Source organism: Mycobacterium sp. Marseille-P9652, assembly GCF_902652685.1.
Taxonomy (GTDB): Bacteria; Actinomycetota; Actinomycetes; order Mycobacteriales; family Mycobacteriaceae; genus Mycobacterium.
Genome location: NZ_CACRUY010000083.1, coordinates 1 through 14,235, shown reverse-complemented (window position 1 = coordinate 14,235; position 14,235 = coordinate 1). Strand labels below are relative to the sequence as shown.

11 protein-coding genes and 2 pseudogenes are annotated in these 14,235 nt (G+C 70.2%); 4 read left to right on the top strand and 9 right to left on the bottom strand.

Going from position 1 to position 14,235, the window contains the following annotated elements; all coding sequences use genetic code 11:
• On the bottom strand, positions 1-313 hold a 313-nt coding region (locus GPY60_RS24965; RefSeq protein WP_156690375.1), incomplete at its 3' end, for a hypothetical protein.
• A gap of 224 nt (positions 314-537) precedes the next feature.
• Here GPY60_RS24965 and GPY60_RS24960 point away from each other — a divergent pair.
• Complete coding sequence (locus GPY60_RS24960) at positions 538-2,715, top strand: glutamine synthetase III family protein (protein ID WP_156690374.1); 2,178 nt, start codon at positions 538-540, stop codon at positions 2,713-2,715.
• A 263-nt stretch (positions 2,716-2,978) separates the two neighbouring features.
• On the top strand, positions 2,979-4,931 hold the full coding sequence (locus tag GPY60_RS27610) for a serine/threonine-protein kinase (protein WP_304610749.1): 1,953 nt from the start codon (positions 2,979-2,981) through the stop codon (positions 4,929-4,931).
• 176 nt (positions 4,932-5,107) lie between these two features.
• Here GPY60_RS27610 and GPY60_RS24950 read toward each other — a convergent pair whose 3' ends face one another.
• From GPY60_RS24950 to GPY60_RS24910, 8 genes and pseudogenes are all read right to left on the bottom strand, one after another.
• Positions 5,108-6,922, bottom strand: a complete 1,815-nt coding sequence (locus GPY60_RS24950; protein ID WP_156690373.1) for a serine/threonine protein kinase PknE — start codon at positions 6,920-6,922, stop codon at positions 5,108-5,110.
• A 122-nt stretch (positions 6,923-7,044) separates the two neighbouring features.
• On the bottom strand, positions 7,045-7,386 hold the full coding sequence (locus GPY60_RS24945) for a hypothetical protein (RefSeq protein ID WP_156690372.1): 342 nt from the start codon (positions 7,384-7,386) through the stop codon (positions 7,045-7,047).
• A gap of 125 nt (positions 7,387-7,511) precedes the next feature.
• The gene (locus tag GPY60_RS24940) at positions 7,512-8,222 is read right to left on the bottom strand and encodes a pyrimidine reductase family protein (protein WP_197283824.1); all 711 of its coding nucleotides are present in this window, start codon (positions 8,220-8,222) and stop codon (positions 7,512-7,514) included.
• Positions 8,223-8,224: 2 nt separating this feature from the next.
• Positions 8,225-8,722, bottom strand: coding sequence for a flavin reductase family protein (locus GPY60_RS24935; RefSeq protein ID WP_156690370.1), 498 nt, complete (start codon positions 8,720-8,722; stop codon positions 8,225-8,227).
• Positions 8,723-8,767: 45 nt separating this feature from the next.
• Positions 8,768-9,184, bottom strand: a complete 417-nt coding sequence (locus GPY60_RS24930) for an ArsI/CadI family heavy metal resistance metalloenzyme (protein WP_156690369.1) — start codon at positions 9,182-9,184, stop codon at positions 8,768-8,770.
• A gap of 24 nt (positions 9,185-9,208) precedes the next feature.
• Positions 9,209-10,707: pseudogene (arsB, locus tag GPY60_RS24920) on the bottom strand (ACR3 family arsenite efflux transporter).
• The gene (locus tag GPY60_RS24915; protein ID WP_156690366.1) at positions 10,695-11,060 is read right to left on the bottom strand and encodes an ArsR/SmtB family transcription factor; all 366 of its coding nucleotides are present in this window, start codon (positions 11,058-11,060) and stop codon (positions 10,695-10,697) included. Before GPY60_RS24915 ends, arsB begins: the two are co-directional and overlap by 13 nt.
• Positions 11,061-11,105: 45 nt before the next feature.
• Entirely contained in the window at positions 11,106-12,344 is a 1,239-nt protein-coding gene (locus GPY60_RS24910; protein ID WP_255457279.1) for an APC family permease, read from the bottom strand.
• Positions 12,345-12,428: 84 nt separating this feature from the next.
• On the opposite strand from GPY60_RS24910, the gene GPY60_RS24905 reads away from it, so the two are divergent.
• Together GPY60_RS24905 and GPY60_RS24900 are read left to right on the top strand one after the other, a co-directional pair.
• Entirely contained in the window at positions 12,429-13,157 is a 729-nt protein-coding gene (locus GPY60_RS24905; protein ID WP_231639824.1) for an arsenate reductase/protein-tyrosine-phosphatase family protein, read from the top strand.
• Positions 13,154-14,062 (top strand): annotated as a pseudogene (locus GPY60_RS24900) (multicopper oxidase domain-containing protein); the annotation flags it as partial. The gene GPY60_RS24905 and the pseudogene GPY60_RS24900, both read left to right, overlap by 4 nt.
• Between the last annotated feature and the right edge of the window lie 173 nt (positions 14,063-14,235).

Below are 14,235 nucleotides of genomic sequence, written 5' to 3'. Positions count from 1 at the left end.
GTGCACGCGCACACTTATTGCCAGCGTCGGCGGGCACGGCCGGTGCCGGCGTCACGCTGACCGGGTGGGGCTGGCCGGAGTCGCCGGAGAAGATCATGCCGACCGCGCCGACAAGGCCGACGGCGCCGGCCACTGCCGCGGCCAGCACCTCCGCGGGAATGCGCCTGCGCGTGCCGGTCGGGTTGCGATGTGGGGGAGAAGCGTCCAACTGGGCCGGTTCGCCGAGCGGACTGGACGCCCACGCCTGCGCGATCGTGGAGTCGTCGCCGCGCGGCACGTAGGTCGTCTTGTCGGGGTCGTCCTGTCGATTCATCGGTGCTCCTCCTCGGGGGCGCGACCCCGGAGTGGGTCGCTCTCGTAGGTAGGAGCGGGCGGCGCACCGAATTCGGACACTTTTTTGAAAAGCTTTTCGGGCGGTGGGCGCGGCCGCCGCGCATCATGCCCGCAACCGACGCGAGCCTATCTTTGACACCGGTGTAACAAATCTGCCATCGAAGCTTTCTACGGTGGGGCGGTCCATCAGAGATAGGAACCCCATTGAGCGGCAATGCAGTGCGCCTTCAGGCAATCAACAACGTCGAGGCATACGTCCCGCCGGCCGTCAGCTTCGTCGCCGGCGAGACGCCGGGCAAGATTTTCGGCTCCAACGTCTTCACCAAGGCCGAGATGCAGGCCCGCCTGCCCAAGTCGGTGTACAAGTCCGTCGTGGCCACGATCGAGAAGGGCAGCAAGCTCGATCCGGCCGTCGCCGACTCCGTCGCCGCGGCCATGAAGGACTGGGCGCTGGAGAAGGGCGCCACCCACTACGCCCACGTCTTCTACCCGATGACCGGCCTCACCGCCGAGAAGCACGACAGCTTCCTGGAGCCGGTCTCCGACGGTCAGACGCTGGCCGAGTTCGCGGGCAAGACCTTGATCCAGGGCGAGCCGGACGCCTCGAGCTTCCCGTCGGGCGGCCTGCGCAGCACCTTCGAGGCCCGCGGCTACACGGGCTGGGACGTCACCAGCCCGGCGTACGTGCTGGAAAACCCGAACGGCAACACCCTGTGCGTCCCGACGATCTTCGTGTCGATGACCGGTGAGGCGCTCGACTACAAGACGCCGCTGCTGCGCAGTCAGCAGGCCATGGGCATCCACGCCGAGCGCATCCTGAAGCTGTTCGGGCACAAAGAGCCCGAGAAGGTCGTCTCTTTCTGCGGGCCCGAGCAGGAGTACTTCCTCGTCGATCGGCACTTCTTCCTGGCCCGCCCGGATCTGGTGAACGCCGGCCGCACGCTGTTCGGCGCCAAGCCGCCCAAGGGCCAGGAATTCGACGACCACTACTTCGGGTCGGTGCCCGAGCGGGTCCTCGGGTTCATGATGGACGCCGAGCGTGAGCTGTTCAAACTCGGCATCCCCGCCAAGACCCGGCACAACGAGGTGGCCCCCGGCCAGTTCGAGGTGGCGCCGATGTTCGAGCGCGCCAACATCGCCTCCGACCACCAGCAGCTGCTGATGACCGTGTTCAAGACGCTGGCCAAAAAGCACGGCATGGAATGCCTCTTCCACGAGAAGCCGTTCGCCGGGGTGAACGGGTCGGGCAAGCACGTCAACTTCTCCGTGGGCAACGCGGAACTGGGCTCGCTGCTGGTGCCGGGTGACACCCCGCACGAGAACGCCCAATTCCTGGTGTTCTGCGCGGCGGTGATCCGCGCCGTGCACAAATTCGCCGGGCTGCTTCGCGTCTCGGTGGCGTCGGCGACCAACGACCACCGGCTCGGCGCCAACGAGGCGCCGCCGGCGATCATCTCGATCTTCCTCGGCGAGCAGCTGGCCGACGTGTTCGAGCAGATCGCCAAGGGCGCGGCCACGTCGTCAAAGGGCAAGGGCACCATGATGATCGGTGTGGACACCCTGCCGCCGCTGCCCACCGACCCGGGCGACCGCAACCGCACCAGCCCGTTCGCGTTCACCGGCAACAGGTTCGAGTTCCGCGCTCCGGGCTCCGGGCAGACCGTCGCGGTGCCGATGATCGTGCTCAACACGATCATGGCGGACTCCTTGGACTACCTGGCCACCGTCCTGGAGAAGGCGGTCGAGGACGGCGAGGACTTCGACGCGGCCGTGCAGAAGCTGCTCACCGACGTCATCACCGAACACGGTGCCGTGGTGTTCAACGGCGACGGCTACTCGGAGAACTGGCAGATCGAGGCCGCCGAGCGGGGCCTGCCGAACCTCAAGACGACGCTGGACGCCATCCCGGAGCTCATCAAGCCCGAATCGGTGGACGTCTTCTCGAAATACGGGGTGTTCAGCGAGCGCGAGCTGCACAGCCGATACGAGGTCCGTCTCGAGCAGTACGCGCTGACCATCGGGGTCGAGGCGAAGCTGACGCACGAGCTCGGGACGACGGTCATCCTGCCGGCCGCGATCCGCTACCAGACCGAGCTCGCGCAGAATGTGGCGGCGTGCAAGGCGGCCGGCCTGAATCCGGATACGACTGCGCTGGAGGCGGTTTCGGCGCCGCTGGCCGATCTGACCGCGGCGCTCGCGGCGCTGAAGTCGGCGCTGTCCGATCACTCCGCCGCGTCGGCGCTCGACGAGGCCAAGCACGCCCAGCAGGCGTTGCTGCCCGCGATGGACGCGGTGCGCTCCGCAGCCGACATGTTGGAAAGCGTTGTCGCCGATGATCTCTGGCCGCTGCCGACCTACCAGGAGATGCTCTACATCCTGTAGAACCGCACCGTCATTGACTGTGAACACAGGGCGTCGAACGTGAACACTCGGTGGGATTTTCCGCTGATTTGGCGCCGTAGGCGCACACTCGACGCCGGGGTTTCACACTCGACCGCCCGTCGCGCGCTCACCCTCTCCGAGCCGCAAGAATTCCGCAAGAAGTCCGCCAAGATGTGGCAAGCGCAGGGTCGCAACCTACCGGGGGAGGGGTAGCGACCCGGCGCCTTCAAGTTCCGCCGCGGTCCCGCGGAAAGGAACTCGAGGTGCCCGAAATCTCGCCCGACAAGATCTACGATTCGGCCATGCCGCTCGACGTGGGCCAGGTGTTCGCCGGGTACCGCATCGTGCGCGTGCTCGGCTCGGGCGGCATGGGCCAGGTGTACCTGGCGGCGCACCCGCGGCTGCCGCGCGAAGACGCGCTCAAGGTGCTGCCCGCGGACCTCACCACCGATCCCGAGTTCCGCGCCCGGTTCCTGCGCGAGGCCGACCTGGTGGCCGGGTTGTCGCACCCGCACATCGTGCGGGTCCACGATCGCGGGGAATGCGAAGGCCACCTGTGGATCTCGATGGACTACGTCGCCGGCACCGACGTCGGGCGGTTGCTGCGTGAGCACTACCCGAACGGGATGCCGCTCGACGAGGTGGTGCCCATCGTCGCCGCCGTCGCCTCGGCGCTCGACTACGCGCACCACCGCGGCCTGCTGCATCGCGACGTCAAGCCGGCCAACATTCTGCTGACCGATCCCGACGGGCAGGCGCGCCGAGTCTTTTTGGCGGACTTCGGCATCGCCCGTCGCATCGACGACGCCACCGGGCTCACCGAGACCAACATGACGGTCGGCACCGCCGCCTACGCCGCCCCCGAACAGTTGAAGGGTGAGCCCGTCGACGGACGCGCCGACCAGTATGCGTTGGCATGCACGGCATTTCATCTCCTGACGGGGGCGCAGCCGTATGTCGACTCCAACCCGGCGGTGGTCATCAGCCAGCACGTCAACGCCCCGCCGCCCTCGATCGGCGCGCGCCGCGCCGACCTGGCGACGCTCGAGCCCGTCTTCGCGACCGCGATGGCCAAAGATCCCTCCGGGCGGTTCGGCAGCTGCGGGGAGTTCGCGGCCCAGCTCGGCTCGCCCGCCGCCCCCGCGTACGCCGGCGAGCTTCCAGGCCGGCCGGACACCGAGGAAACGCGCCCCGGGTTCGGCGCGGTCGCACCCACGGTCGCGCTGCCCACGGAAGGCGGCAAGCGCCCGAGGCGGGCGGTCCTGATCGGCGCGCTGGCGGCCGCCGCGGCGCTGGCCGCGGGCGGCGTGGTCGCCGGGCTCGAGCTCACCGGCCACCACGCCCCGGCCACCACCGCGAAGCCCACCGCCTCGGCGACGCCGAAACCCCCGCCGCCCAACACCGGTCCCTTCACGGGCGTCTACAAGGCCGACTTCGGGCGGGTCACCAGCGTGGAGGGCCAGCCGGCCCCGGGTCTGCCGCCGACCGGCGAGACGTGGGGCGTGCGGTCGGTCTGCGGCGCCTCGGGCTGCGTCGCGACGGCGTCGCGCCTGACGGGCGAGACCATGCAGGTGCCCACCGTGGTCTTCGACCAGCTCGGCGACACCTGGCAGGCCGTCAGCCTCAGCTCGGGCAGCTGCAACAACCTGGAGGGCGAGGTCTTCGAGGTCATCACGCTGCAGGCCCGTCCCGACGGCAGCTTCGCCGGCGAATCCGCCCAAACCCAGACGCGGGGGTGCGCCAACAAGCGCGCGGTCACCTTCACCCGGCTCTCCGACGTCGACCTCAACAGCCTCGCCGACCCGGCGACCCTCCCGCCCCGCGTCGTGTCACCGGCCGAGGGGCTGCGCGGCCACTACCGGGAAACCGGGTCACAGCCCAACGGCTACCGCGAGGCCAACGAGTTCGTCGTCCACACCGACTGCACGCGCGCCGGCGACCGCTGCATCAGCCTGTTCCACAAGCCGCCGGCGACCGCCATGGCGCTGGTCTTCGGCGACGGCCACTGGGTCTACGACCGCGAGTTCGACTCGCGCTGCCCCCGGGGCGGGGTCACCTCTCACGTGCACATCACCGCGCAGTTCCCGCTTCCGCAGCCGCCGCAGGACCCCGTCACGCAGATCACCGCGCACGGCCACGAAGACATCTCGGGCCCGCCCTCGCCGTGCGGCAAGAGCACCGACGTCGACATCGCGTTCACCCGTCTCGGCGACTAGGCCCATGGTGGCGACCCGCATCGCCCGGCTACGCCGCGCTCGCGATCGCCGCGAGGCCCGTGGTGGCGACCCGCATCGCCCGGCTACGCCGCGCTCGCGATCGCCACGAGGCCCATGGTGGCGACCCGCATCGCCCGGCTACGCCGCGCTCGCGATCGCCACGAGCCCATGGTGGCTCAGCCGATCAGCTTGGTGAGCCAGGTCGCGTCCTGGTAGTTCACCGCAGACGTGCCGTCCCACACGAACGGCGTCGCATTCGCATTGAGCCCGGCCAGCGACGCGTACCCGTTCGCGGCCTTGGCCTTGGCGGTGCCGACGTCGTCGCCGGACTTGATGCAGGTGATCACGGTCGATCCGGCGCCGACGGTCTTGGCCAGCTGCGCCAGCTCGCCGTCGGTGCGGTCCTCGGCCGCACCCTCCTGAGGCTGGAACGTGCTGGCGAACAGGCCGGCGTAGAAACTGGAATACAGCTTCGGATCATTCTGTGCCGCAACGCAATACGTGGCCGCCACCGCGCGCGTCGAGTACGTCTTGCTGTGCGACCGGTCGTCGAGGAAGTTCAGCAGGTGGTAGCGCACCGCGAGTTTCTTGTTGTTGATCGCGGTGTCGATGTCGGCGGAGTTCGACCGGATGAAGGCGCCGCACGGCGGGCAGATGGGCTCGTTGAAGATGTCGATGGTCGTCGACGCCGCCGAGCTGCCGATGTAGACGCCGTCATCGAGGACGCGCAGCGCGACCGCGTCCGGGGGTGGCGGGGCCGGCGCCGGCGGCGCCTCGGGCGACGGCGACTCCCACGGCCGCACGAGGGCCAGCACCAGCCCGACGACGGCCACCACCGCGGTGGCGCCCACCCCGACCCACAGCCAGGGGTTACGCCGGCGGCGCGGCGGCGGGCCCCACAGCGGCGGCCCGGCGGTGCCGGCGTCCCCGCCGCCCCACCCGGGATGACCGCCGCTCCATCCCGTCGGCTGCTGGATGCCGGAACCGGCCGGCATGCCCGGAGCCGACGGCGTCGACCAGCCCTGGCTCGCCGGAGGGGCCGGGGTCGCGAACGCGGCCGGCGCGGACGCGAAACCGCTGGGCTGCCCCGCGTACGCGGTCGGCAGGCTCGCGACCTGGCTGCGCTGCAGGATGTCGGTGGCGCGGTCCTGATCCGGTGTTGCCAGGGCCTCGTAGGCGGCCGCCGACAGGTCACCGCAGGTGGCGTAGCGGTCGGCGGGATCCTTGGCCATCCCGCGGGCGATGACGCGGTCAAAGGCGGCCGGGATGGACGGCCGGGCCGCGCTGGGCCGGGGGATCGCCTGGTTCAGGTGCGCGCCCATCACGCTGATCTGGTCGCCGGTGTAGGGCGGGGATCCCGTCAGGCACTCGTAGAGGACGCACGCTAGTGCGTAGATGTCGGCCCGGGGCGTGACCTCGGCGTCGCTGAACCGTTCCGGGGCCATGTACTTGACGGTGCCCACGGTGGTGCCGAACTGCGTCAGCTTCTCGTCCGCGGTGGCGCTGGCGATCCCGAAGTCCACCAGGTAGGCGAAGTCGTCGCGGCTCACCAGGATGTTCTCCGGCTTGACGTCCCGGTGCAGCACCCCGGCGGCGTGGGCCGCGTCGAGGGCCGACCCGATCTGGCGCACGATCGCCACCGCCCGCGGCGGCGACAACGGCCCGTACCGGTTCAGCATGGTGGCCAGGTCCTTGCCGTCGATGAGGCGCATGTCGACGTACAGCTGGCCGTCGATCTCGCCGTAGTCGTGGATGGGGACGACGTGCGGCTCCTGCAGGCGCCCGGCCGTGCGGGCCTCGCGCTGCATCCTCGAGCGGAACACCGGGTCGTTGGACAGCGTCTGGGACATCAGCTTGAGCGCCACGATCCGCTCACGCACCGTGTCCTCGGCCTCGTAGACGTCGCCCATCCCGCCGCGACCCACCAGACGCCGCAGCAGGTAGGGCCCGAACTGCGAGCCCTCCCGCGAACCCGCGGTCGTTTCACCCATCGCCCGACTCCTCACCCCGCCGAAAGCGGTGGCATGCCAGGCATAAGGCTAATGGTTCACCTGCGGGGCAGGCACGACGAATGGTGAAAGCCAGCAATCCGGCGGTGGGGGAGAAACACCCGCTAGTGACGTTCCTCGTCACCGGTCTTGCGTTCGCTGAGCCCCTCCCGGGAGAGGGCCCGCACGAAGCCGTAGGCCTGCATGCCGGCCGAGCCGGGGTTCTTCACGATCCAATCGTTGATCTTGCCGAGCGCCGAGGCGAGGTCGTCACGCCTGACGCGGATGAGGTAGGTCTTCCTGTCGTCGTGCGGGTCGTCGAGCGAATCGGCCACGGCGACAGGGTTCTTGAAGGCGTATGCGATCCCGTGCACCGCATCGTTGTTCAGCGCCCACTGCAACTCGCCGGGCCGCAGCCGGTTGACCGCCAGGTTGCGGAATTCGTCCTCGTCGTGTGATTCGCCCACCTGCCCGATGGCCCTCCTGTGTCCGCGAGGGAGGCACTGAAGTCAATGTCGCGCAGGCAAATCGATCAGCAGTCCCCGAACTTTCATCATAGGAACCGATGGGAATCGGTGCATGCCGAGCGGGGTCAGCGCCGATATTTCACAAAGACGTAATCGCCGTGCACCAACGCGTGGTCCAACCGCATCGTGTGAGGCGCGGGCAGCCCCGACGGAAGGGACCGGTGTCCGACGGGCTGACTCGCGGCGAGTTTGGGCGCCAGCGTCACGCAGATCTCGGCGACGGCGTCGGCCTCCACCAGGGCGTCGAGGACGGTGGGGCCACCCTCGCACAGGACGCGGGGCATGCCCGCCTCGCGCAGCAAGGTCACAGCCCTCGCCACGTCGACGGACTCCTCGCCCGCCAGGACGACCCGGCGCCGGTCGTCGGGCGCATGGGCGCCCCGCGCCCGGGCGCAGGTCACCACGATCGGGGGCTGGTCGGGGTCGCCGAACAGGCGGGCGGGCAGCTCTCCGGTCCGGCTGATGACGGCGATCGGCGGCGACGTGGTCCTTCCTTCGGCGCGCCGCCGCGCCCGTCGCTGCGGGGTCAGCCGCACCGGCCCGTAATTCTCGGCGCGCGCGGTGCCGGCGCCCACGAGCACCACGTCGGCGTAGCCGCGCAGCGTCCGCAGCAGTTCCTGGTCGGTGGGGTTCGACAGCGGCCCGGCGCGCCCGCCGAATGCGGCAGCGCCGTCGGCGCTGAAGATCATGTTGACCCGAACCCCGTCGGGCGGATCGTCGTAGTACGGCGCGAGATCGGCGATGCCGCCGACGACGCCCACCCTGGGACCGTTCACGCTCAGGCCTCGTGACCCGGCTCCAGGTGGTGGACGTCGCCGAACGACACCCACTCCTGCAGTTCCTGCGGCGGCCGCCCGTCGATCGGTTCGAGCAGGTGGCCGACATGGTCCCCCAGGGTGAACCGCTGCACGATCGCGCCGACGAACCAGGCGGCCGCGTCGTCGAGGATCGGCACGCCGTGCGGGCCGTCGTGCCATGAGCAGCGCGCGAACTTGTCCACCTTGTCGCTCGTCTGGCCGCCGAAGAGTTCCACGACGCCGAGGTGCCGGCGGTCGAACACGTGGACGGCGAGGTGCGTGGCGGTGGCGGCCACCCGGAAGGTGTGGTTGCGCTTGGACAGGCCCACCAGGAAGCGGGGTGGGTTGATGCTGGTCTGGCTGGCGAAGCCGACGAGGCACCCGGCCGCGACGCCGTCGGCCAGGGTGGTGACGACGAACATGGGATAGTCGAGCAGCGCGACCAGCTTCTCGAAAGGTTCGCTTCCCGGTTCCGCCATCCCCTCAGCCTTCCCGTTCGGGTGGATGGGGAATCGTATCCCGGCTCAAACGGTGCAACAGCTTTCGTCCGGTCGGTCGACGGTGGGCCCGAAGGTGTCGGAGTCGGCCAAGACGGTGTACACCTCCCAGCGCTCCCCGGCGGGCCCGTTCACCCAGACCTTGTCCTGCACCGCGAAGCAACAGGTGGTGTTGATCTGCTCGTCGGGCAGCAATCCCGCCTCGCCGAGGCGGTCGATCTCCGCGTGCACGGTCTCGCTGGAATCGACCTCGACGCCGAGATGGTTGAGGCTGCCGCCTTGCCCGGGATTTTCGATGAGGACCAGCTTCAGTGGCGGCTCGGCGATCGCGAAGTTCGCGTAGCCGGGTTTGACCTTGGCGGGTTCGGTGTCGAATAGCTTGGTGTAGAACGCGATTGCCTCGTCGAGGTCGTCGACGTTGAGGGCCAGTTGCACGCGCGACATGGTGGTTTCCTTTCTTGGTGCGGGTCAGTTGTCGATGGGGGCCGGCAGCAGCTCGGCGACCAGGGCTCGGACGCGCTCGGCGATCTGGTCGCGAATGGCGCGGACCTCTTCCAGCGGCCGGCCGGCGGGGTCGGGCAGCGGCCAGTCGCGATAGGAGACGCCCGGGAAGTACGGGCAGGTGTCGCCGCAGCCCATGGTGATCACCACGTCGGTTCGCCGCACAGCGTCGGCGGTGAGGAGCTTGGGCGTGGCTGAGGTGAGGTCGATGCCGAGCTCGGCCATCGCGGTGACGGCGGCGGGATTGATCCGGTCCGCGGGTTCGGTTCCGGCGCTGAGCACCTCGACGCGCTCCCCGGCCAGACGGGTCAGCAGCGCGGCGGCCATCTGTGAGCGGCCGGCGTTGTGGACGCAGACGAACAGGACGCTGGGCTTGCCGGCCATCAGTCGGGCGCCGACGGGTCGAAGAGGCGGGCGCGCAGCGCCAGGGAGACGTAGACCAGCGCCACGAGAACGGGCACCTCGATCAGCGGCCCGACGACGCCGGCCATGGCCTGTCCCGAGCCGGCGCCGTAGGTCGCGATGGCCACCGCGATGGCGAGTTCGAAGTTGTTGCCCGCGGCGGTGAACGCCAGGGTCGTCGTGCGGGCGTAGCCGAGCCGCAGCACGAGGCCGAGCGCGTAGCCGCCGGCCCACATGATCGCAAAGTAGCAGAGCAGCGGCACCGCGATGCGCGCGACGTCCCACGGGCGGGAGGCGATGTGGTGGCCCTGCAGGGCGAACAGGATCACGATCGTGAAGAGCAGGCCGTAGAGCGCCCAGGGCCCGATGAGCGGCAGGAACTTCGTCTCGTAAGCCTCTCGGCCCCTTGTCTTTTCGCCCAGTCGGCGCGACAGGTACCCGGCCACCAGGGGAATGCCCAGGAAGATGAGCACCGACTTGGCGATCTGCCAGGGGGAGACGTCGATGCCGCTTTGCGGCAGTCCGAGCCAACCGGGCAGCACCGCGAGGTAGAACCACCCCAGCGCGGCGAACATGGCCACCTGGAACAGCGAGTTCAGCGCCACCAGGACGGCGGCCGCTTCCCTGTCCCCGCGGGCGAGGTCGTTCCAGATGATGACCATCGCGATGCAGCGGGCCAGGCCGACGATGATCAGGCCGGTGCGGTACTCGGGCAGGTCGGCGAGCAGCAGCCACGCCAGGGCGAACATCACCGCCGGTCCGACGATCCAGTTCAGGATCAGCGATGCCGTCATGAGCCTGCGGTCGGCGGTGACCTCGGCGAGCCGGTCGTAGCGCACCTTGGCTAACACCGGATACATCATCACCAGCAGGCCGACGGCGATGGGCAGCGAGATGCCGTCGATCTCGACGCGGCCCAGGGCCGGTCCGAGGCCCGCGAACAGCCGCCCGAGCACCAGACCGGCGGCCATCGCCAACCCGATCCACACGGGCAGGAAGCGGTCGAGCGTCGACAGCCGGATCCGCGGGGTTGCCGCGGTCGCCACGTCGGTCACGGCCCGCATCCCGCGGCCGTGGCGGGTACGTGGTCGTCGGCGTGGAGCACCGACGAAAGCCGTTGCAGCGCATCGGGAATGACCCAGTAGTACACCCATGTTCCGCGGCGTTCGCAGTCCAGCAGTCCCGCGGAGCGAAGCGCCTTGAGGTGGTGGGAGATCGTCGGCTGGGAGACGTCGAACGTCGCCGAGATCTCGCACACGCACGCCTCACCGCCGGGGTGGCTCGCGATCAGGCTGAGCAGGCGCAACCGCACCGGGTCGCCGAGGGCCTTGAACATCGCCGACAGCTCCGCCGCCTGTGCCGCATCCAGTGCGCCCGCCCGCAGCGTGGGGCAGCATCCCGGCGTTTGATTCGACATTCGTCTATATAAACACACATCGAATCAAAGTGCACGCGAATGTGGTCACCGGACGACGCGCCGGACCGCGTAGGCCGCGGCCCCGATGCCCAGGACCGCCACTCCGGAGATCACCGAGGACAGCGGCATCGCGAACGCCAGCACCACGCATCCGATGAGCCCGAGCACCGGGATCGCCCAGTGTGGGCGGCCCTCGTCGGCCTTGAGGGTGAAGGCGGAGGCGTTGGCCACCGCGTAGTAGATCAGCACCGCGAACGACGAGAAACCGATCGCGCCGCGCAGGTCGACGGTGGCGGCCAGCACCGCGACCACGGCACCGATGACCAGTTCGGCGCGGTGCGGCACCCGGGTTCGCGGATGCACGGCAGACAGCGGGTGGGGGAGGTGACCGTCCCTGGCCATGGCCAGCGTGGTGCGCGACACGCCCAGGATCAGCGCGAGCAGCGAACCCAGCGCGGCGACCACCGCGCCCACCTGCACGACCGGGACGAGCCAGCCCTGCCCGGCCGCCCGCACCGCGTCGGCGAGCGGCGCGGTGGCCGTGGCCAGCCGGTGCGGGCCCAGTGCGGTGAGGGCGGCGACGGCGACCAGCGCATAGACGGCCAGGGTGATGCCGAGCGCCAGGGGGATCGCCCGCGGGATGGTGCGCGCCGGGTCGCGCACCTCCTCCCCGAGGGTGGCGATGCGCGCGTACCCGGCGAAGGCGAAGAACAGCAGGCCCGCCGCCTGAACGACGCCCCAGACCGGGGCCCCCGTGAACCGAAGGTTGTCGGCGGTCGGCGGCGCGGACGAGAAGACGGCGACCACCACGGCCGCCAGCACCGCGAGCACAAGGGCGACGATGACCCGCGTCAGCCAGGCCGACTTCTGCACCCCGGTGTAATTGACCGCGGTCAGCGCCACCACGGCGGCGACCGCCACCGGGTGGGCATACGTCGGCGCGGCGTAGGCGCCGACGGTCAGGGCCATCGCCGCGCACGAGGCGGTCTTGCCGACGACGAACCCCCAGCCGGCCAGGTAACCCCAGAAGTCGCCGAGCCGCTCGCGGCCGCACACGTACGTCCCGCCCGAGGCGGGATAGCGCGCTGCCAGCCGCGCCGACGAGGTGCCGTTGCAGTACGCCACCACCGCCGCCAGCGCCAACCCGAGCAACAACCCCGAACCGGCGGCGTGGGCCGCGGGACCGAGGGCGGCGAAGATGCCGGCGCCGATCATCGACCCCAGACCGATCATCACCGCGTCGAACAGGCCGAGGCTGCGCCGGAGTTCGCCGTGGCCGGGCACGGTGTTCGGGCGCTTGCGGTCGGGCACTCCGGCTCCTCGGTCGCAGTTGAACGTATCAAAACAATTTGATGTATTGTCGCACAGGTGACCGCAACCGATCGGGTGGAGGTCCCGGCGCTGATGCGCATGGCGGCGCACCCGCTGCGCTGGGCGCTGCTGAGCGAGCTCGCGGGCGGCGACCGCCGGGTGCGGGAACTGGCTGCGGCCGTTGACGAGCCGCAGAACCTCGTCTCGTATCACCTGCGCCTGCTGCGGTCGGCCGGCCTCGTCGGTGGGCGGCGCAGCGCGTTCGACGGGCGCGACACGTATTACCGTCTGGACCTGCGCCACTGTGGCCACGCCTTCGCCGAGGCGGCCGGCGCCCTGCACCCCGCACTTGCGCCGGCGCCCGAAGCCATGCCCTCCGGGTCGGTGCTGTTTCTGTGCACCGGCAACAGCGCGCGCTCCCCGATTGCCGAGGCGCTGCTGTCGCACAAGGGTGGCGGGCGCGTCCGCGCCTGCAGCGCCGGCAGCCACCCCAAACCCGAAATCCACCGCAACGCGGTGCGGGTCATGCGCGAGATGTACGGCATCGACCTGTCCGGAAGACGGCCGCAGTCCCTGGCCGCGGTCGGGCGGCGCCGGTTCGACCACGTGATCACCCTGTGCGACAAGGTCCGCGAGTACACCCGCGAGCACGGGCCGGTGACGACGACGCACTGGAGCCTGCCCGACCCGGCTGCCGCCCGCGGCACCTACCGCGAATTCCGCTCCATTGCAAATGAATTGGATGAGCGCATCGAGTTCCTGCTGCCCGCGCTCGGGGGACGATGATCGTGTCGATCGACCGGCGCGACTTCCTGAAGGGACTGGTGTCCGCGGGCGCCGGCGTCGCCGCCGCCTCCGGGTGCTCGCCCGCCGCCCCGCCCGGCCCCCCGAACGGAAAGGTCGATTACACGCTGCGCATCGGGACCGGAATGGTGGAGCTGGCCCCCGATCAGGTGGTGTCGACCCTGACCTACAACGGCCAATTCCCCGGGCCCCTGGTGCGTTTCAAGGAGGGGCAACGGGCGTGGGTGGACATCGTCAACGACACCGACTCGCCCGAGCAACTGCACTGGCACGGCCAGCATGTCGGCACGGACGTCGACGGCGCGGCGGAGGAGGGGACGCCGTACATCCCCGCACGCGGCTCCCGGCGCATCTCGTTCGTCCCCGGCCCGGCCGGCTTCCGCTTCTATCACACCCATGTGGTGCCGCGCGACGACCTGGCCCGCGGTCAGTACAGCGGCCTGGTCGGCCCCGTCTACATCGAGCCGAAGGAGAACCCGGGAACCTACGACCAGGAAATCTTCCTGACGCTCAAGGAATTCGAGCCCACGTTCAGCCGGGGCGGCGACATGGCGAGCGACTTCCTCGCCGGCGAACAGGACGCCGACCTCAAGGAGCGGGGCGAGTCGTCGATGAACGCCTCGCTCGCCCGGGCCGACCCGCGCGGGTTCGAGGTCGGCTACGGCGCGTTCGCCGTCAACGGACGGATGCTGGGCCATGGCGACCCGATCCGTGTCCAGACCGGGCAGCGGGTGCTGCTGCATGTGCTCAACGGCAGCGCCACCGAGACCCGCAGCCTGGCCCTGCCCGGACACACGTTCGGCGTCGTCGCCCTCGACGGAAACCCGGTGCCAAACCCCGCGACGGTGCCGGTGTTGTGGCTCGGGGCGGGGGAGCGGATCTCGGCGGGGAACTGAAGGGGTGGCCGGTGCTCGACGCCGGGCTGCTCTGCCGGGCGGTCGCGGTCGCGGCCGCGGCGCTGACGCCGATGGCCCGGGTGCGCAGGACGCTTCGGCCGCTCGCGCACGTCGACCGGCTCACCCGCCTGCCCGAATACGTTCGCGTGCACCGCGCGTACCTG